Genomic DNA, 19,050 nt, shown 5'->3' with positions numbered 1-19,050 from the left:
CCGAGATTGGTTTGTGCTTCTCCGTTGATCAAGGGAAAACTGGGATTGGGTGGTAGCCATGGGGCCGTCAATTACATCTGTTCCGAAAACGCGGAGACAGAAAATCATCTGGTGGTGCTTTTTCGCTGCGGTTATGGGCTTCATCGTTTACGTGATATTGAGGAATATCTTCTTTAGCTAAGACTTTTCTTGGAAAGCAGGATAGTTGGATGGTGACAGTTAGCGGAGATCAAAATCCAGAAAAGCGGGTCAAGATGACGCACAAGCAGAATACTGCTGCTTGGGTCAGTATGGCTGCTACCTATGCATTTTTTGCCGGACTTTTTTAGGTGATCAGTGTGCTGACCGCGTTAATAAGCAGTCGCATCCTTGACGAATACGCATGATCTGGTTGTAGTTCACGATTCCATATCTAGAAGAACATGAAAATTATTCGCCGAGGGAATTCGGCCGCCGCAGCGCTGCTGTTTATCGCGACCAGTGTGTCGGCACAAGAGGCTCTCCGCCCGATCAGTTCGGGTAACGACCAGCAAATCAGACAACAGGAAGAGGCGCGCGAGCGCGAGCGGACCGTTTCCGCGCCCGGGGTGCGTTCGAGCGTGACGGCGAGCGCAGGGTATCCGGCGCTGCCGTCCGAAACGCCGTGCTTTCGCATTGATCGTTTTTCGCTCGACGTGCCTGACTCGCTGCCCGCTTCCCTGAAGTCGCAAGGCGCGTCGGCCTTGCCGATGGACCGCTTCGCATTCGCGCGCGAATGGCTCGATCACTACGTCGGCCAGTGCGTCGGCAAACAAGGCATCGATATGCTCGTCAAGGGCCTGTCGCAAGCGATCCTGGCACGCGGGTACGTCACGACGCGCGTGCTGCTGCCCGAGCAGGATCTGTCGACCGGCACCCTCAAGTTTTCGCTGATCCCCGGAGTGATTCGCCACGTGCGTTTCGCCGACGACAAGCTGCGCGGCACCTGGAAAACCGCTTTCCCGACCCGCGATGGCGAACTGCTGAACCTGCGCGACCTCGAGCAGGGCCTCGAGCAGATGAAGCGCGTATCGAGCCAGGACGTGTCGATGCAGATCGTCCCCGCCGATGTGCCGGGCGAGAGCGATGTCGTGCTCGACGTGAAGCGCGGCAAGCCCTGGACCGTGGTCGCGTCGATCGACAACTCGGGCACGCGCGCGACCGGCCGCCTGCAGGGCAACCTGTCGCTCTGCATAGACAACCCGCTCGGCCTGAACGACATCTTCAACGTCGGCGTGAGCCAGGATCTGGAATTCGGCGACAAGCGTCTTGGCTCGCACGGCTGGAATGGCTTTTACTCGATCCCGTGGGGATATTGGACCGCGACGCTCTCGGCATACACCAATACGTACTACCAGCAGATTGCCGGCGTGAACCAGACGTTCATCGCGAGCGGCAATTCGAAGACGGTCGACTTCAAGCTGAACCGCGTGCTGTCGCGCAGCCAGAACGACGTGTTCGGTTCGCAGTTCCGGCTGTCGCGCCGCTTCGGCCAGAGCTTCATCGAAGATACCGAAATTCCGCAGCAGCGCCGCAACAACACGTTCGTTGAATTTGGCCTGACCGATCGCCACTACTTCGGCAATGCGCAGTTCGACGGCACGCTCGCGTACCGACAGGGCATTGGCGCATTCGGCGCGCAGGAGGACATGCTGGCGGCCGACGGCGGCCCGACCTACCGCTACAAGATGGCGGTGCTCGATGCGAACCTGTCGGTGCCGTTCGCGATCGCGCAGCAGCCGTTCCGCTACGTGACGACCTTCCACGGCCAGTACACGGGCAACACGCTCTACTACATCGACGACCTGGCGATCGGCAGCCGCTATACGGTGCGCGGCTTTGACGGAGAGACGATGCTGGCGGCTTCTCGCGGTTTCTACTGGCGCAACGAATTGCAGGCGCCGATCGGGCAGACGGGTATGGCGGTCTACGCGGGCCTCGACTACGGCCGCGTGTGGGGCCCGCAGCCGGTCGCGCTGGTCGGCACGCAACTGGCAGGTGCCGTGATCGGCGTAAAGGGCAGCGTCGCGACTCGATTGGGCGCCTACGGTTACGACCTGTTTGCCGGCACACCGGTCTACAAGCCATCCGGATTCCCAACGGCACGCGTGACGGTGGGTTTTCAGGTCACCGCACAGTTCTGATGAAGCGAGCGCAATACGGCACCCGGCCCGCCGTCGTCGAAGAGGGCGGCGGCGAAGCTCGAGAGCTGACGACTTCGACCGTATAGAGCGGGGTACTGTTGTCGGAGAGCCCCGGACGGCGACCTTGCTCTCCACGTCCGGCGGCGGAACCCTACCCTACCGCCGCTACCTCACGGCACGACCCCATAAACCTCCCGCGCCGCCGCACGAATCGCATCGGCCATCATCGCGACGGCCGGCGAATGCAGCCGGTCGGTGCGCGTGATGATCCCGAAATCGTCCATCCGGCAATCCATCTCCAGCGGCAGCATCGTGACGATCCCGTGCCGGGCGTAGTAGCGCGCGACGTCCTCGGCCAGCACCGCGATCATGTCGCTCTGCTCCAGCAGTTGCGTGATGAACAGCAGCGCCGCCGTCTCGACGAGGTTCGCCGGCGGTGCGAGGCTCGCGCGCTGGAACACGAGCTCAAAGCGGTGCCGCAGCACGCTGCCGGCCGGCGGCACGACCCACGCGGCGCGCTGCACGTCCGCGAGCGACAGCGGTGCCTGCGCGAGCAGCGGATGGCCGGGCCGCACGACGGCGGCGACCGACTCGCCGGTCAGCGGCTCGTAGCGCAGGCGCAGCTTGTCGTGTTCGGCCGAGAGCCGGCCGAGCACGATGTCGATCTTTTCTTGTGCGAGATGTTCGAGCAGCACGTTGCTGGTGTCGATCTCGACCGATACATGCAGGCCTGCATGCGTGCCCTTCACGGCGGCGACGGCCGGCGGCACGAGCCGCAGGCCCGGCGACGTGATCGCCCCCACCGCCACGTGGCCGAGATGGCCGGCCTTCAGCGCGGCCAGTTCTTCGTGCGCCTGGTCGAGGCTGCCGAGCGCCGCGCGTGCGTGGCGGATCAGCGCGTCGCCGTACAGTGTCGGCCGCATCCCGCGCGGCAGGCGCTCGAACAGCACCGCGCCGATCGATTCCTCGAGTTCGCGCAGCAGCTTCGACGCGGCCGGCTGCGTCATGTTCAGCGCGGCCGCCGCGCGATGAATGCTGCCTTCGTCGGCAAGCGCGACGACCAGCAGAAGCTGGCGCGTCTTGAGGCGGCCACGGTTTCCCCACGGGCTGGCTTCGGGCATCGTACGGGTTTATATCGATATCGGAATCGATATCGTAATCGCCAAAAACGTCATTAGCCAGTTATCAAAATTCTGCCTAGACTGCGCCGGTATCCCGTCACCACAGGACTGACGATGTCGGCAACGAAACCCAGGCTGCGCTCCACCCAATGGTTCGGCACGAACGACAAGAACGGCTTCATGTACCGGAGCTGGATGAAGAACCAGGGCATCCCCGATCACGAGTTCGACGGCCGGCCGATCATCGGCATCTGCAATACGTGGTCCGAACTGACGCCGTGCAACGCGCACTTCCGCAAGCTCGCCGAACACGTGAAGCGCGGGATCTTCGAGGCCGGCGGCTTCCCGGTCGAGTTCCCGGTGTTCTCGAACGGCGAATCGAACCTGCGGCCGTCGGCGATGCTCACGCGCAACCTCGCGTCGATGGATGTCGAGGAGGCGATCCGCGGCAACCCGATCGATGCGGTCGTGCTGCTCGCCGGCTGCGACAAGACCACGCCCGCGCTGCTGATGGGCGCGGCGAGCTGCGACGTGCCGGCGATCGTCGTGTCGGGCGGCCCGATGCTGAACGGCAAGCTGGAAGGCAAGAACATCGGCTCGGGCACGGCCGTGTGGCAACTGCACGAAGCGCTGAAGGCCGGTGAAATCGACCTGCATCACTTCCTGTCGGCCGAAGCAGGGATGTCGCGCTCGGCCGGCACCTGCAACACGATGGGCACCGCGTCGACGATGGCGTGCATGGCCGAGGCGCTCGGCGTCGCGCTGCCGCACAACGCGGCGATTCCGGCCGTCGATTCGCGCCGCTACGTGCTCGCGCACATGTCCGGCATCCGCATCGTCGAGATGGCGCTCGAAGGGCTCGTGCTGTCGAAGATCCTCACGCGCGCGGCGTTCGAGAACGCGATCCGCGCGAATGCGGCGATCGGCGGCTCGACCAACGCGGTGATTCACCTGAAGGCGATCGCGGGCCGCATCGGCGTGCCGCTCGAGCTGGAAGACTGGATGCGCATCGGCCGCGACACGCCGACGATCGTCGACCTGATGCCGTCGGGGCGCTTCCTGATGGAAGAGTTCTATTACGCGGGCGGGCTGCCGGCGGTGCTGCGCCGGCTCGGCGAAGGCGGGCTGCTGCCGAACCCGGACGCACTGACGGTAAACGGCAAGTCGCTGTGGGACAACGTGCGCGAAGCGCCGAACTACGACGACGAAGTGATCCGCCCGCTCGACCGGCCGCTGATCGCGGACGGCGGCATCCGCATCCTGCGCGGCAATCTCGCGCCGCGCGGCGCGGTGCTGAAACCGTCGGCGGCGAGCCCGGAACTGCTCAAGCATCGCGGCCGCGCGGTCGTGTTCGAGAACCTCGACCACTACAAGGCGACGATCAACGACGAAGCGCTCGACGTCGACGCCAGTTCGGTGCTCGTGCTGAAGAACTGCGGGCCGCGCGGTTATCCGGGCATGGCCGAGGTCGGCAACATGGGGCTGCCGCCGAAGCTGCTGCGCCAGGGCGTGAAGGACATGGTGCGGATTTCCGATGCGCGGATGAGCGGTACCGCGTACGGGACGGTCGTGCTGCACGTCGCGCCGGAGGCTGCCGCCGGCGGCCCGCTCGCGGCCGTGCGCAATGGCGACTGGATCGAGCTCGACTGCGAGGCCGGCACGCTGCATCTGGACATTACGGATGAAGAGCTGCAGCGCCGCCTGTCGGACGTCGATCCGACCGCGGCGCCGGGCGTGGCCGGCCAGCTCGGCAAGGGCGGCTACGCACGGCTGTACATCGATCACGTGCTGCAGGCCGACGAGGGGTGCGACCTCGACTTCCTGGTCGGCATGCGCGGCGCGGAGGTGCCGAGCCATTCGCATTGAGCGGCTGCGTGGCAGCCGGTTGCGGGCTTTCCGGGCCTGCGCTTCGTGAAACCGTAAACGCATGACCGCCGGCCGCCGCAGGGGCCGGCGCAGGACGCGAACCATGACATCGAGCAGCACGCCGCGTTATCGCGGCATTTTCCCCGTCGTCCCGACGACGTTTGCCGAAACCGGCGAACTCGATCTCGCGAGCCAGAAGCGCGCGGTCGATTTCATGATCGACGCGGGCTCGGACGGGTTGTGCATCCTCGCGAATTTCTCCGAGCAGTTCGCCATCACCGACGACGAGCGCGACGTGCTCACGCGCACGATCCTCGACCATGTCGCGGGCCGCGTGCCGGTGATCGTCACGACTTCGCACTACAGCACGCAGGTGTGCGCGGCACGCAGCCTGCGCGCGCAGCAGCTCGGCGCGGCGATGGTGATGGCGATGCCGCCGTATCACGGCGCGACGTTCCGCGTGCCCGAAGCGCAGATCTTCGAGTTCTATGCCCGCGTGTCCGACGCGATCGCGATCCCGATCATGGTCCAGGACGCGCCCGCGAGCGGCACCGCGCTGTCTGCCCCGTTCCTCGCGCGGATGGCGCGGGAGATCGAACAGGTCGCGTACTTCAAGATCGAGACACCGGGCGCCGCGAACAAGCTGCGCGAGCTGATCCGGCTCGGCGGCGACGCGATCGAAGGGCCGTGGGACGGCGAGGAGGCGATCACGCTGCTTGCCGATCTCCATGCAGGCGCGACCGGCGCGATGACGGGCGGCGGGTTTCCGGACGGCATCCGGCCGATCCTCGAAGCGTTCCGCGAAGGGCGCCACGACGATGCGTTTGCGCGCTACCAGGCGTGGCTGCCGCTGATCAACCACGAGAACCGCCAGTCCGGGATCCTCACCGCGAAGGCGCTGATGCGCGCAGGCGGCGTGATCGCGTGCGAGCAGCCGCGGCATCCGATGCCGGAGCTGCATCCGGACACGCGCGCCGAATTGCTCGCGATCGCACGCCGGCTCGATCCGCTCGTGCTGCGCTGGGCGCGCTGAACGATCACCGAACGATTCGCGAAGGAGGCATGCACGATGAGTGATCAGGTTTCGCTGGGTGTCGTCGGGATCGGCAAGATCGCGCGCGACCAGCATCTGCCGGCGATCGACGCCGAACCGGGCTTCAGGTTGACCGCATGCGCGAGCCGCCACGCGGAAGTCGCCGGTGTGCGCAACTATCGCGATCTGCGCGCGCTGCTGGCCGCCGAGCGCGAGCTCGACGCCGTGTCGCTGTGCGCGCCACCGCAGGTGCGCTACGCGCAGGCGCGCGCCGCGCTCGAGGCCGGCAAGCACGTGATGCTCGAGAAGCCGCCGGGCGCGACGCTCGGCGAAGTGGCCGTGCTGGAGGCGCTCGCGCGCGAGCGCGGCCTCACGCTGTTCGCGACCTGGCATTCGCGCTGCGCGAGTGCGGTGGAGCCCGCCCGCGCATGGCTCGCGACGCGCGCGATCCGTGCGGTGCAGGTGCGCTGGAAGGAAGACGTGCGGCGCTGGCATCCGGGGCAGCAGTGGATCTGGGAGCCGGGCGGCCTCGGCGTGTTCGATCCGGGCATCAACGCGCTGTCGATCGTCACGCGGATCCTGCCGCGCGAGCTCGTGCTGCGCGAGGCGACGCTCATCGTGCCGAGCGACGTGCAGACGCCGATCGCCGCCGAACTCGACTGCATGGATACCGACGGCGTGCCGGTACGCGCGGAATTCGACTGGCGGCACGGCCCGGTCGAGCAATGGGAGATCGCGGTGGACACGGCCGACGGCGTGCTCGCGATCAGCCGCGGCGGCGCGCAGTTGTCGATTGGCGGCGAGCCGGTCGAGATCGGGCCGGAGCGCGAGTATCCGGCGCTGTATGCGCACTTCCATGCGCTGATCGCGCGTGGCGAAAGCGACGTCGACGTGCGGCCGCTGCGGCTCGTCGCCGACGCGTTCCTGTTCGGCCGGCGCGTGCAGACCGACGCGTTCGGCCGCTGAACGATGTGCACGCGCTGCGGCGCGATCGCACACGACGAATCATTACGGCATAAGCCGATATCAAGGAGACACCGAATGAACCGCACGACTCACACGATTCGCCGCCATACGTTGCGCGCGCTCCTGGCCGCGCTTTGCATCGCGCCGCTCGGCATGCAGGGCGCCGCGCGCGCCGACGCGCCGCTGAAGATCGGCTTCCTGGTGAAGATGCCCGAGCAGGCATGGTTCATCAACGAGCAGAACGCCGCGGCTGCGCTCGGCCAGAAGGAGAATTTCTCGGTCGTGAAGATCGGCACGCCCGATGGCGAGAAGGTGCTGGCCGCGATCGACAACCTCGGTTCGCAAGGTGCGCAGGGCTTCGTGATCTGCGCACCGGACGTGCGTCTCGGCCCGGCGATCGCCGCACGCGCGAAGCGCTACAACATGAAGTTCGTGACCGTCGACGACCAGCTCGTCGATTCGACCGGCAAGCCGCTGTCGAACGTGCCGCACCTCGGGATGTCGGCGACCAAGATCGGCAACCAGGTCGGCCAGGCCATTTCCGACGAGATGAAGCGGCGCGGCTGGAAGCCCGAGGAAGTCGGCGCGCTGCGGATCACGAACTACGAGCTGCCGACCGCGAAGCTGCGCACCGACGGTGCGACGCAGGCGCTGATCGCGAACGGCTTCCGCAAGGAGAACATCTTCGACGCGCCGCAGAAGACGACCGACGACGAAGGCGGCTTCAGCGCGGCAGCGCCCGTGCTCGCGCGCCATCCGAACGTGAAGAAATGGGTGGTCTACGCGCTGAACGAGGAATCCGTGCTCGGCGCGGTGCGTGCGACCGAGCAACTGCATATCCCGGCGGCCGACGTGATCGGCGTGGGCATCAACGGTGCGGGCGAGGCGTTCGCCGAATTCCAGAAGAAGGAGCCGACCGGCTTCTTCGGGACGATCGCGGTCAGCTCGACGAACCACGGCAAGGACAGCACGCAGAATCTCGTCGAGTGGATTCGCGACGGCAAGACGCCGCCGGCCGACACGCAGACGAGCGGCAAGCTGATGACGCGCGCGAACTGGCAGGCCGTGCGCGCCGAGCTCGGCATCTGAGCGCACGAGGCGAGAACGCGATGACGACGCAGACGATGACGGCCGTACCCGGCAACGACGGCGACACCGGTAGCGATGCCGGCGGATCGCCGCCGGGCGGCCCGCTGCTCGCGCTCGACGGCATCACGGTGACGTTCCCGGGCGTGCGTGCGCTCGACGCCGTGTCGCTGTCGGTGCGCGCGGGCGAAGTGCACGGGCTGATGGGCGAGAACGGCGCGGGGAAGTCGACGCTGCTGAAGGTGCTGTCCGGCGTGAACCAGCCGCAGGCCGGCACGCTGACGCTGAACGGCACGGTGCAGCGCTTCGCGTCGACGCGCGCGGCGCTCGAGGCCGGCATCGCGATCATCTACCAGGAACTGCATCTGGTGCCCGAGCTGACGGTTGCCGAAAACCTGATGCTCGGGCAACTGCCGAGCCGGCTCGGCGTGGTCGACGAACGCACGCTCGCCGCGCGCGCGCTCGATGCGCTGGAGCGGCTCGGCGAGCATATCGACCCGGGCATTCCGGTGAAGTATCTGTCGATCGGCCAGCGCCAGATGATCGAGATCGGCAAGGCGCTGATGCGCGACGCGCGCGTGATCGCGTTCGACGAGCCGACGAGTTCGCTGTCCGCGCGCGAGACCACGCAGTTGTTCCGGATCATCCGCGCGCTGCGCGCGGAAGGCCGCGCGATCATCTATGTCACGCACCGGATGGAAGAAGTGTATGAACTGTGCGATCGCGTGACCGTATTCCGCGACGGCCGCCGCATCGACACGTTCGAATCCGTTCCCGATCTCGACCGCGACCGGTTGATCGGCTGCATGGTCGGCCGCTCGATCGAGGACGTGTACGGCTACCGGCCGCGCACGGCCGGCGACGTGCTGATCGAGGCGAAAGGGCTGGCGGGCCCCGGGTTATCCGAGCCCGTGTCGTTCACCGCGCGGCGCGGCGAGATCGTCGGCTTCTTCGGGCTCGTCGGTGCGGGCCGCTCGGAACTGATGAAGCTGCTGTACGGTGCCGCGCGCCCGAGCGCGGGGCACGTCGAGCTGAACGGGCGGCGCGTCGCGTTCGGGAGCCCGCGCGACGCGGTGCGCGCCGGCCTCGCACTGTGCCCGGAAGACCGCAAGCAGGAGGGCATCGTCGCGATCGCGTCGGTGGCCGACAACCTGAACATCAGCGCGCGCCGGCATTTCAGCCCGGCGCGGATGCTGCTCGACGCGCGGCGCGAACGCGAGCTCGCGCAACGCTACATCGAGCGGCTCGCGATCAAGACCCGCGACGGCGACACGCCGATCGGCGCGCTGTCCGGCGGCAACCAGCAGAAGGTCGTGCTCGCGCGCTGGCTGGCCGAACGCATCGACGTGTTCCTGATGGACGAGCCGACGCGCGGCATCGACGTCGGCGCGCGCGCGGAAATCTACAACCTGTTCTACGAACTCGCGGAAGCGGGCCGCACGGTGATCCTCGTGTCGAGCGACCTGGCCGAGGTGATCGGCGTGTCGGACCGGATCATCGTGATGAAGGAAGGACGGATCGCGGGCGAGGTCGCGAAGGCGCAGGCGACGCCCGACGCGCTGATCAAGCTCGCGCTGCCGCGCTAGCGCCCCGCAACGATCAACCGGATGCAAACGAAATGAGCCAGGCAATGCAACCCCAACGCACTTCCCCGTCCCCCGATGCCGCCGCCGTGCCCGTGCGGGCGCGTGGCGGCATGTGGCAGCTGATCAACCGCTCCGGCATCGTGATGGTGTTTCTCGTGCTGTTCGCGACGCTGTCGCTGACCGTGCCGGACTTCCTCACGCCGCGCAACATCCAGGGCCTGCTGCTGTCGGTCACGCTGATCGGCTCGATCGCGGTGACGATGATGTTCGTGCTCGCGCTCGGCGAGGTCGACCTGTCGGTCGCGTCGATCGTCGCGTTTTCGGGCGTCGTCGCGTCGACGCTGATCACCGCGACGCACAGCGTCGTGCTCGGTATCGCGGGCGGCGTGCTCGCGGGCGGCGCGGTCGGGCTCGTCAATGGCGTGCTGATCGCGCGCTGGCGGATCAACTCGCTGATCGTCACGCTCGCGATGATGGAAGTCGTGCGCGGGCTCGCCTTCATCACGTCGAACGGCGACGCGGTGATGATCTCGGAAGAGCGCTTCTTCGATCTCGGCGGCGGGTCGTTCCTCGGCATCTCGTATCCGATCTGGAGCAACATCGTCGGCTTCGTCGTGTTCGGCTTCCTGCTGCGCAAGACGGTGTTCGGCAAGAACGTGCTCGCGGTGGGCGGCAACGGCGAGGCCGCGCTGCTCGCGGGGCTGCCGGTGATGCGCATCAAGATCACCGTGTTCGTGCTGCAGGGGCTCGTGACGGGCTTCGCCGGCGTGATGCTCGCGTCGCGGATGAGCCTCGGCGATCCGAAGACGTCGGTCGGGCTTGAACTCGGCGTGATCTCCGCGTGCGTGCTCGGCGGCGTGTCGCTGACGGGCGGCGTCGCGACGATCTCGGGCGTGCTGGTCGGCGTGCTGATCATGGGCTCCGTGCAGGATGCGATGAGCCTCCTGAACGTGCCGACCTTTTACCAATATCTGATACGCGGCGGAATTCTGTTGCTCGCGGTGCTGTTCGACCAGTATCGTCGCAACCAGCGGCGCGCGATGAAGATCTGACGCAAGCGCGGCTGCCTGCGAATGCGACAAATATCGGGAGACGGAATGCAACAGATTGATCCGGCCGCGTCGGCGACGCTGCTGGCGGACACCCGCAACACGCTCGGCGAAGGCGCGACGTGGTGCGACAAGACGCACGCGCTGTACTGGGTGGATATCGAAGGCGCGCAACTGTGGCGCTGCCGCGCGGACGGTTCGGACCTCGCGCACTGGCCGATGCCCGAACGGCTGGCGTGTTTCGCACTGACGCACGATCCGGACGTGCTGCTCGTCGGGCTCGCGACGCATCTCGCGTTCTTCGACCTGCGCAGCGGCGCGTTCACGCGGATCGTCGACGTCGAGCCCGATCTACCGACGCGGCTGAACGACGGGCGTTGCGATCCGTCCGGCGCGTTCGTGTTCGGGATGAAGGACGAGGGTAGCGAGCCGCCGCAAGCGGTTGGCGGGTTTTACCGGCTCAATGCCGACCTCACGCTGGAGCGGCTCGCGTTGCCGGCGGCGGCGATCGCGAACAGCATCGCGTTCTCGCCGGACGGCTCGAAGATGTACTTCTGCGACTCGCTCGTGCGAGAAATCCTCGTGTGCGACTACAGCCGCGCCGGTGTGGCCGGCGTGCGGCCGTTCGCGCGGCTGACCGATGCGGACGGCGACCCGGACGGCTCGACGATGGACCGCGACGGCGGCCTGTGGAACGCGCAGTGGGGCGGCCGGCGGGTGGTGCGCTACGCGGCGGACGGTGTCGAGACGGAACGCATCGCGGTGCCGACCACGCAGCCGAGCTGCGCGGCGCTCGATGGCCGCGGCCGTCTGTACGTGACGAGCGCGCGCGTTGGCTTGAGCGACGACGCGCTGGCGAGCGATGCCGATGCAGGCGGCGTGTTCGTCGCGCAGACGCGGTATGCGGGATTGCCGACTGCGCGGTTTGCGGGGCACGTACTGGATGAATGGCGGGTGTGAACGGCAGGCATGCCGCGCGAAAAACGTGATCGCGGAATGGGTAACGCCGACGTGACGCAAGGTCATCCGTTCGTACGGGAGCTGTAGACGTGGCTACCTCCGTGGGCGAAGCAGCAGCACAACCCGAAATGGTACAGAACAACGAAAGCCCCCGGCTTGTGAAGGTTCGGGGGCTTTTCTTTTGCTCATAATCACCACAATTAAAATAAAGGTAGTCGGGCGCGAATCCAATCCCATTTGGTAGGCGGAATCGCAAGCAACTGCATCACATCACTGCTCGAGTTATCGTAATATACGATTCCGCCGACACCATCTACCAGTTCTCGCTCAGTTGACGAATTTACGTAATATGAAAAATAGCGTTGAGCGCGCAATTCTCCAGTCCCGTCAAAAAGCTGAAGTCTCACTTCATGTCCATTTCGAATATTCGTGCCACACAACTTTGCGTAATATTCCGCACCTCCAAATTCTTTCTTTCCCCCATTCAGTTCTTTTTCAAAAAAATCACACCGACCATAATTTGGTCTGGTCATGTGAATGGAAAAGCCAACCAGCAAAAACACAAGAATGGCTAGCCCAGTGATTCGGGGGGGGCTAATCTGCATATTTCACCAAGTTTTATTTCAACAGGCTTCTTCAGCTTCAGGTAGACGGGTTTCGAATATATCATAAAGTCTCCGCCCCTATGATGCTTGGCGCGCCATCGACGGTAGTCCGAGTTGTAGACCGGATAGAACACGTCAGGCTCTTTGAACTTCCCGAAAAGGCTTTTTCTCGTGTCCACAGGCTTGTTGATGCTTTTTACCCAGATATCCACATCAGTATCACGCTTTGGCGAACTAGACGCCGATCCGCTTATCACAGGTCCCGGCGCGATGATCACGCCACGCTTATTCCAATGCCCCAAATATTGAATCCCATTAAATGAGTAGTTATCTTTGACGTAAACGTACACATGCGTAATTTTCCCGATGGCGTTTAGACAATAAAAATTGCTCGTTTTCTCGTATCTAAAATATTTTTCACCAATGATCTCAAGATTGCCTATGGCTGCGTATATATTAAAATTCGCCAAGGCTCCCGTGAGGTCGGTTGGCGCGAGATTTTCGAGCGTGTCCCAATTGCTGATCGAAGCAAGCTGAAATTGCCAATCGATATGAAAATGACGAATATCGGACAAAAATTTAGTCGTATTGATATTGAGATTTGCTCTTCGGTCTTCTGAGAACATTTTGTTGATTTTTGCAAGAATTTTTGTTCTTGCTTCGACTATGGCCGCGTCTCGATAAATATCCTCGGCAAGAAGCTTTTCATATTTCCTGCGAACACTTCCAAATTTCAACGTCCAGCCAAGAGTTACGCTATCGCCGTCTACCGGTTGAATTGACTTGGCATTGTCATTATAAATATGCTCGGAACTCGCAAACCAAATGCGGGCGAGTTTGGCTGAGACTCTCCAACCCAAGTTATCCATCGCAATAGTTACATCTTGCAAATCAAAGGGTGGGGGATTCTCGCAAACTTCGGCCTCGTCTTGCTTTGGTGGGTCTTCGGTCTTTGGCTGTTGCTTCGGCTGCGGTGCTTCTGCTTGCTTCCGGGTTTTGGGCGGCTCCGCTACCGGCTTTGGTGGTAGTGGAGGGGATGGCGGCGGTTTTTCGCCTGGAGCTAGTTTATCGATTGATACAGTTTTTTGAGTCTCAAGCGGGATGCATCCTTGTGCGCCCTCGTACTTCTTCAACTCTGGCCCTAGCAACCCTTTTTGCGGTCTATAGTAAGGAATCTTTTTTACATCAGCCATAATTATGTTTCACTAATGGATTAATTATCTGTTTTGGAATATTTGGTAATTAACAAAACCCTCGTCTCATGTTATCTCTTGTTGGTTTCAGTATCGCAGTCACTCCACCCAGTGAGGATTGGAGTGAATTCGTTCTTTTACCCCATCGCGAAGTGACGAACCATTATCAAGATGAGAATCGATTGTTTTTGGTAATTTAATTAGTGTGCCGATCGATAATTTCGTACTTATACGAGGCACGCGAGAACATGGAGGCACGCTGAGAGTGATGTCGCGACTATGCGTTCGCCCGCCGACCTGCTGGTAAGATGGCCCGCAATTCCATCCAGCACGCGCCATGAGTTCCACCCCGACCAAGCCCGTCCGTTCGAAACCCGCCGCGAAGAACGCCGCCCGCGCCGCGGGCGACAAGCCGAAGGCGCGCGTGCAGCAGCGCCTGACCTACGTGATCGGCGGCCTCGACCGGTTGCTGCGCCGCCACATGACCGACGCGCTCGCACCGCTCGGCATCACGCTCGCGCAATACACGGCGCTGTCGGTGCTCGAGGCGCGCGGCGCATCGTCGAACGCGCAACTGGCCGAGCGCTCATGGATCACGCCGCAATCGGCGAACGAGGTGATGAGCGTGATGGCCGCCCGGGGCTTCGTCACGCGCGAAGCCGACCCTTCCCACGGCCGCATCATCCTGCTGACGCTGACCGGCGCCGGCGCGGCGATGCTGCGCGAATGCGAAGCCGTGCTGCGCCCGCTCGAGGCCCGCATGCTCGGCGACATCTCGGCCGACGACGCCGCGCACGTACAGCGCGCGCTCGAACTGTTCTCGCGCAACCTGCGCGGCTGACCGCTTCCCCGATTTTCACGACGCGGGCCCGCCCGGCCCGCGTTCGCTTCGTCCGCGCCATCGACGGCCGCCCGGCTGCTCCCTGATTTCCCCGCCGCTTTCTCCGCGTTCCGATCCGGGTTTACACCGGCGCTCGTGCCGCTTGCAATATCAGGTAGCCTGATATTAAATGAGGTCGTCCGCAGCAGGACGGCTGCGCACCGAATCGCACTGGAAACGAACGACAGGAACAGACATGAGCAAGTACGACAACCGCTGGCAGACCGTTGAAGTGAAAGTGGAGGCCGGCATCGCGTGGGTGACGTTGAATCGCCCCGAGAAGCGCAACGCAATGAGCCCGACGCTGAACCGGGAGATGCTGGAAGTCCTCGACGCGGTCGAGTTCGACGACGAGGCGAAGGTGCTGGTGCTGACCGGCGCGGGCGCCGCGTGGACGGCCGGCATGGATCTGAAGGAATATTTCCGCGAGATCGACGGCGGCTCCGACGCGCTGCAGGAAAAGGTGCGGCGCGACGCGTCCGAATGGCAGTGGCGCCGCCTGCGGATGTACAACAAGCCGACGATCGCGATGGTGAACGGCTGGTGCTTCGGCGGCGGGTTCTCGCCGCTGGTTGCATGCGACCTCGCGATCGCGGCGGACGACGCGGTGTTCGGGCTGTCGGAGATCAACTGGGGCATCCCGCCGGGCAACCTCGTCAGCAAGGCGATGGCCGACACGGTCGGGCACCGCCGCGCGCTGCACTACATCATGACCGGCGACACGTTCACTGGCGCGGAAGCGGCCGAGATGGGCCTCGTGAACAGCAGCGTGCCGCTCGCCGGCCTGCGCGACGCGACGATCGCGCTCGCCGCGCGTCTGATGGACAAGAACCCGGTCGTGCTGCGCGCGGCGAAACATGGCTTCAAGCGTTCGCGCGAGCTCACGTGGGAACAGTGCGAGGATTACCTGTATGCGAAGCTCGACCAGGCGCAGCTGCGTGACCCGGAGCGCGGCCGCGAGCAGGGGCTGAAGCAGTTCCTCGACGACAAGACGATCAAGCCGGGCCTGCAGGCATACAAGCGCTGATACAAGCGCGGACGCAGCCGCCGGCATCACCGCCGGCGTAATCGCAAGAGACAGGCAAGGCAGGAGACGACATGACCGACAGACGGATGCTGATCGGCGGCGAGTGGTGCAACGCCCGCGACGGCCGCACCTTCGACCGCTTCAACCCCGCGACGGGCGCGCTCGCGTCGCGCGCGCCGGCGGCCGGCATTGCCGACGCCGACGCGGCGATCGACGCCGCGCATCGCGCATTCCCCGCATGGGCGGCGCTCGCGCCGACCGAGCGGCGGCGCCGGCTGCTGAAGGCGGCCGACCTGATGGACGCGCGCATTGACGAGATCGTGCAGACCGGCGTGGCCGAAACCGGCGCGACGCCCGGCTGGCTCGGCTTCAACGTGACGCTCGCGGCAAACATGCTGCGCGAGGCCGCGTCGATGGCGACGCAGATCGCCGGCGACGTGATTCCGTCCGACGTACCGGGCAATCTCGCGCTCGCGATGCGCGTGCCGTGCGGCGTGGTGCTCGGCATCGCGCCGTGGAACGCGCCGGTGATCCTCGGCACACGGGCGCTGGCGATGCCGCTCGCGTGCGGCAATACGGTCGTGCTGAAGGCGTCCGAGGCGTGCCCGGGCGTGCACGCGCTGATCGGCGCGGTGCTGGACGAAGCGGGGCTCGGCGCCGGCGTGGTCAACGTGATCACGCATGCGGCAGCCGATGCACCCGAACTCGTCGAACGGATGATCGCTCATCCGCACGTGAAGCGGATCAACTTCACCGGGTCAACGCACGTCGGCCGCATCATCGCGCGCCACGCGGCCGCGCACCTGAAACCCGTGCTGCTCGAACTCGGCGGGAAGGCGCCGGTGCTGGTGCTCGACGATGCGGATCTCGATGCGGCCGTCGACGCGATCGCGTTCGGCGCGTTCTTCAACCAGGGGCAGATCTGCATGTCGACGGAGCGCGTGATCGCCGCGCGGCCGATCACCGATGCGCTCGTCGAGCGGCTCGTCGCGAAGGCGCGCACGCTGGTTGCCGGCGATCCGCTGGACGGCCATCCGCTCGGCACGATGGTCGATGCGTCGGCTGCCGCGCGCGCGGCGTCGCTGGTCGAGGATGCGCGTGCGCTTGGCGCGCAACTGCCGCTCGGCTGCCGTGTGGAAGGCGCCACGATGCAGCCTGCGATCGTCGACGGCGTGACGCGCGACATGCGCCTGTATCGCGAGGAATCGTTCGCGCCGGTGGTTACGATCCTGCGCGCGGACAGCGACGACGAAGCGGTCGCGCTCGCGAACGACAGCGAGTTCGGCTTGTCGGCGAGTGTGTTCAGCCGCGACATCGCGCGCGCGATGGCGGTCGCGCGACGGATCGAATCGGGGATCTGCCACATCAACGGCCCGACCGTGCACGACGAAGCGCAGATGCCGTTCGGCGGCACGAAGGCGAGCGGCTACGGCCGCTTCGGCAGCCGCGCGTCGATCGCCGAATTCACCGAGCTGCGCTGGATCACCGTGCAGACCGCGCCGCGCCACTATCCCATATGAGCGAGCCGACGATGAATGATGCGACGCTCGCCAGCGGGCCGGTGAACGACACGAGCGGCGTGCGCTATCGCGCAGCGGCCGTCGCCGTCGGCGCGGCCGAGATTCGTCGCGCGGAAAACGGCGCGTGGTACCTGCGTTCGCGCGAACCGCTCGGCGACTACCCGGCGCGCCTGACCGACTGCCTCGTGCGCGGCGCGCAAGCGCATCCCGATCGCGTGCTGGCCGCGAAGCGTGGCGACGACGGCCGCTGGATCGAGATCACCTATGCGCAGATGCTCGACCGTGCGCGTGCGCTCGGCCAGGGCCTCGTCGATCTCGGGCTGTCGGCCGAGCGTCCGCTCGCGGTGCTGTCCGGCAACGATCTCGAGCATCTGCAGCTGATGTTCGCGGCGATGCTGGCCGGCGTGCCGTACTCGCCGATCTCGCCCGCGTATTCGCTGGTGTCCACCGACTACGGCAAGCTGCGTCATACGCTCGGCGTGCTGCGGCCGGGCGCGGTGTTCGTCGCCGAGCGCGCGCCGTTCGCGCGTGCGCTCGACGCGACGTTGCCGGCCGATGCGGCGCTGATCGTCGCGCGCGATGCCGATGTCGACGCAGAGGGTCGCGCCGCGCCGCTGTCGCGCCTGCTCGCCACCGTTGCGCGCACGATCGACGCGATCCACGCGGCGGTCGGCCCCGACCATCTCGCGAAGATCCTGTTCACGTCCGGTTCGACGAAGCTGCCGAAGGCCGTGCCGACCACGCACCGGATGCTGTGCAGCAATCAGCAGATGCTGCGCCAGACGATGCCGGAACTCACGCGCGAGCCGCCGGTGCTGGTCGACTGGCTGCCGTGGAATCACACGTTCGGCGGAAGCCACAACCTCGGCATCGCGCTGTACAACGGCGGCACGCTGTATATCGACGACGGCCGCCCGATGCCCGGCCGCTTCGACGAAACCGTGCGCAACCTGCGCGAGATCGCGCCGACGATCTACTTCAACGTGCCGAAGGGCTGGGAAGAGCTGACCGTCGCGCTCGAACGCGATGCCGAGTTGCGCGCGACGTTCTTCTCGCGCGTGAAGCTGTATTTCTTCGGCGGCGCGGGGCTGTCGCAGGCCGCGTGGGACCGGCTCGACCGCGTGACCGAAGCGCATTGCGGCGAGCGCATCCGGATCATGGCCGGGCTCGGGATGACGGAGGCGTCGCCGTCGTGCCTGTTCACGACCGGGCCGCTGATGCGCGCCGGCTATATCGGGCTGCCCGCGCCCGGCTGCGACGCGAAGCTCGTGCCGTGCGGAGGCAAGCACGAACTGCGCTTCAAGGGGCCGAACGTGATGCGTGGCTACTGGCATGCGGACGTCGATCCGCGCGACGTATTCGACGAAGAAGGCTATTACCGAAGCGGCGACGCGGGCGTCTTTGCCGATCCGCAGCGGCCGGAACTCGGGCTGCTGTTCGACGGGCGGCTGACCGAGGATTTCAAGCTGAGCAGCGGCACGTTCGTCAGCGTCGGGCCGTTGCGCGCGAACGCGGTGTCGAGCGGCGCGCCGTATGTGCAGGACGTGGTCGTCACCGGAATCAATCGCGACGACATCGGCTTGCTGGTGTTCCCGCGCGTCGATGCCTGCCGTGCGCTGGCGGGGCTCCCGGCCGATGCGTCCGTGACCGACGTGCTGCGCGCGCCGGCGGTGCGCGCGGCGTTCGCGGCGTGGCTCGCCGCGCTGAACCGGAACGCGAGCGGCGGGTCGACGTTCGTCGCGCGGATCCGCCTGGTCGACACGCCGCCGTCGCTCGATCTCGGTGAAGTGACCGACAAGGGCTCGCTGAACCAGGCGGCCGTGCAGAAGCATCGCGCGGCGACGATCGACGCGCTGTACGACCCGGCGCGACGCGATCCTGACGTGATTTACGCGTAAGCAGTACGCGCGAGCAGTAAGCAGCAACAAGCAGGCACAACGACCGGCCGGCCACGACACCGGCAGGCACGCTTGCGGCCAGTGAATCAGGCTGCCTG

Annotated in this window: 15 protein-coding genes; 12 read left to right on the top strand and 3 right to left on the bottom strand. The window is 65.3% G+C overall.

All coding sequences use genetic code 11. The features are described from left to right. Positions 1-422: 422 nt before the first annotated feature. Positions 423-2,162: a ShlB/FhaC/HecB family hemolysin secretion/activation protein gene (locus B7G54_RS05420; protein WP_085038145.1), complete on the top strand. Its 1,740-nt coding sequence runs from the start codon at positions 423-425 to the stop codon at positions 2,160-2,162. A gap of 170 nt (positions 2,163-2,332) precedes the next feature. Here B7G54_RS05420 and B7G54_RS05415 read toward each other — a convergent pair whose 3' ends face one another. Continuing rightward, a complete protein-coding gene (locus tag B7G54_RS05415) occupies positions 2,333-3,283 on the bottom strand; it encodes a LysR substrate-binding domain-containing protein (protein WP_085038144.1) in 951 nt (316 codons plus the stop codon). 114 nt (positions 3,284-3,397) lie between these two features. Between B7G54_RS05415 and B7G54_RS05410 the strand changes: the two genes are divergently transcribed. The 7 genes from B7G54_RS05410 (at position 3,398) to B7G54_RS05380 (ending at position 11,829) form a co-directional block, all read left to right on the top strand. Continuing rightward, positions 3,398-5,149: an IlvD/Edd family dehydratase gene (locus B7G54_RS05410; RefSeq protein ID WP_085038143.1), complete on the top strand. Its 1,752-nt coding sequence runs from the start codon at positions 3,398-3,400 to the stop codon at positions 5,147-5,149. Positions 5,150-5,252: 103 nt separating this feature from the next. Continuing rightward, the gene (locus B7G54_RS05405) at positions 5,253-6,182 is read left to right on the top strand and encodes a dihydrodipicolinate synthase family protein (protein ID WP_085038142.1); all 930 of its coding nucleotides are present in this window, start codon (positions 5,253-5,255) and stop codon (positions 6,180-6,182) included. 36 nt (positions 6,183-6,218) lie between these two features. Continuing rightward, positions 6,219-7,148 (top strand): Gfo/Idh/MocA family protein, encoded by a 930-nt coding sequence (locus tag B7G54_RS05400; RefSeq protein ID WP_085038141.1) that lies wholly within the window; start codon positions 6,219-6,221, stop codon positions 7,146-7,148. Between the two features lie 75 nt (positions 7,149-7,223). After that, positions 7,224-8,237: an arabinose ABC transporter substrate-binding protein gene (locus B7G54_RS05395; RefSeq protein ID WP_085038140.1), complete on the top strand. Its 1,014-nt coding sequence runs from the start codon at positions 7,224-7,226 to the stop codon at positions 8,235-8,237. Positions 8,238-8,257: 20 nt separating this feature from the next. After that, a complete protein-coding gene (gene araG / locus B7G54_RS05390) occupies positions 8,258-9,820 on the top strand; it encodes an L-arabinose ABC transporter ATP-binding protein AraG (protein WP_085038139.1) in 1,563 nt (520 codons plus the stop codon). A gap of 32 nt (positions 9,821-9,852) precedes the next feature. After that, entirely contained in the window at positions 9,853-10,872 is a 1,020-nt protein-coding gene (araH, locus tag B7G54_RS05385) for an L-arabinose ABC transporter permease AraH (RefSeq protein WP_085038138.1), read from the top strand. A 45-nt stretch (positions 10,873-10,917) separates the two neighbouring features. Then, positions 10,918-11,829, top strand: a complete 912-nt coding sequence (locus tag B7G54_RS05380) for an SMP-30/gluconolactonase/LRE family protein (RefSeq protein WP_085038137.1) — start codon at positions 10,918-10,920, stop codon at positions 11,827-11,829. A 200-nt stretch (positions 11,830-12,029) separates the two neighbouring features. On the opposite strand, the gene B7G54_RS38510 is transcribed toward B7G54_RS05380, so the two are convergent. Both B7G54_RS38510 and B7G54_RS05375 read right to left on the bottom strand, forming a co-directional pair. Then, the gene (locus B7G54_RS38510) at positions 12,030-12,362 is read right to left on the bottom strand and encodes a hypothetical protein (protein ID WP_133059140.1); all 333 of its coding nucleotides are present in this window, start codon (positions 12,360-12,362) and stop codon (positions 12,030-12,032) included. 38 nt (positions 12,363-12,400) lie between these two features. Continuing rightward, positions 12,401-13,627, bottom strand: coding sequence for a DUF6402 family protein (locus B7G54_RS05375; protein WP_175130444.1), 1,227 nt, complete (start codon positions 13,625-13,627; stop codon positions 12,401-12,403). 337 nt (positions 13,628-13,964) lie between these two features. Between B7G54_RS05375 and B7G54_RS05370 the strand changes: the two genes are divergently transcribed. From B7G54_RS05370 to B7G54_RS05355, 4 genes are all read left to right on the top strand, one after another. Next, on the top strand, positions 13,965-14,468 hold the full coding sequence (locus tag B7G54_RS05370) for a MarR family winged helix-turn-helix transcriptional regulator (protein ID WP_085038136.1): 504 nt from the start codon (positions 13,965-13,967) through the stop codon (positions 14,466-14,468). 235 nt (positions 14,469-14,703) lie between these two features. Continuing rightward, on the top strand, positions 14,704-15,534 hold the full coding sequence (locus B7G54_RS05365; RefSeq protein ID WP_069621703.1) for a p-hydroxycinnamoyl CoA hydratase/lyase: 831 nt from the start codon (positions 14,704-14,706) through the stop codon (positions 15,532-15,534). A gap of 71 nt (positions 15,535-15,605) precedes the next feature. Then, positions 15,606-17,054 (top strand): aldehyde dehydrogenase, encoded by a 1,449-nt coding sequence (locus tag B7G54_RS05360; protein WP_085038135.1) that lies wholly within the window; start codon positions 15,606-15,608, stop codon positions 17,052-17,054. After that, complete coding sequence (locus B7G54_RS05355; RefSeq protein ID WP_085038134.1) at positions 17,051-18,952, top strand: feruloyl-CoA synthase; 1,902 nt, start codon at positions 17,051-17,053, stop codon at positions 18,950-18,952. Before B7G54_RS05360 ends, B7G54_RS05355 begins: the two co-directional genes overlap by 4 nt. Positions 18,953-19,050 lie beyond the last annotated feature (98 nt).

The organism is Burkholderia puraquae, assembly GCF_002099195.1.
Taxonomy (GTDB): Bacteria; Pseudomonadota; Gammaproteobacteria; order Burkholderiales; family Burkholderiaceae; genus Burkholderia; species Burkholderia puraquae.
Note: the sequence above shows the minus strand (reverse complement) of the source record. Positions and strands in the feature narration are given on the sequence as shown.

Bases quoted from the DNA above. Each gene is read 5' to 3' on its own strand.
- B7G54_RS05420 (WP_085038145.1), top strand. From the start codon at position 423: ATGAAAATTATTCGCCGAGGGAATTCGGCCGCCGCAGCGCTGCTGTTT.
- B7G54_RS05415 (WP_085038144.1), bottom strand. From the start codon at position 3,283: ATGCCCGAAGCCAGCCCGTGGGGAAACCGTGGCCGCCTCAAGACGCGC.
- B7G54_RS05410 (WP_085038143.1), top strand. From the start codon at position 3,398: ATGTCGGCAACGAAACCCAGGCTGCGCTCCACCCAATGGTTCGGCACG.
- B7G54_RS05405 (WP_085038142.1), top strand. From the start codon at position 5,253: ATGACATCGAGCAGCACGCCGCGTTATCGCGGCATTTTCCCCGTCGTC.
- B7G54_RS05400 (WP_085038141.1), top strand. From the start codon at position 6,219: ATGAGTGATCAGGTTTCGCTGGGTGTCGTCGGGATCGGCAAGATCGCG.
- B7G54_RS05395 (WP_085038140.1), top strand. From the start codon at position 7,224: ATGAACCGCACGACTCACACGATTCGCCGCCATACGTTGCGCGCGCTC.
- araG (WP_085038139.1), top strand. From the start codon at position 8,258: ATGACGACGCAGACGATGACGGCCGTACCCGGCAACGACGGCGACACC.
- araH (WP_085038138.1), top strand. From the start codon at position 9,853: ATGAGCCAGGCAATGCAACCCCAACGCACTTCCCCGTCCCCCGATGCC.
- B7G54_RS05380 (WP_085038137.1), top strand. From the start codon at position 10,918: ATGCAACAGATTGATCCGGCCGCGTCGGCGACGCTGCTGGCGGACACC.
- B7G54_RS38510 (WP_133059140.1), bottom strand. From the start codon at position 12,362: ATGACCAGACCAAATTATGGTCGGTGTGATTTTTTTGAAAAAGAACTG.
- B7G54_RS05375 (WP_175130444.1), bottom strand. From the start codon at position 13,627: ATGGCTGATGTAAAAAAGATTCCTTACTATAGACCGCAAAAAGGGTTG.
- B7G54_RS05370 (WP_085038136.1), top strand. From the start codon at position 13,965: ATGAGTTCCACCCCGACCAAGCCCGTCCGTTCGAAACCCGCCGCGAAG.
- B7G54_RS05365 (WP_069621703.1), top strand. From the start codon at position 14,704: ATGAGCAAGTACGACAACCGCTGGCAGACCGTTGAAGTGAAAGTGGAG.
- B7G54_RS05360 (WP_085038135.1), top strand. From the start codon at position 15,606: ATGACCGACAGACGGATGCTGATCGGCGGCGAGTGGTGCAACGCCCGC.
- B7G54_RS05355 (WP_085038134.1), top strand. From the start codon at position 17,051: ATGAGCGAGCCGACGATGAATGATGCGACGCTCGCCAGCGGGCCGGTG.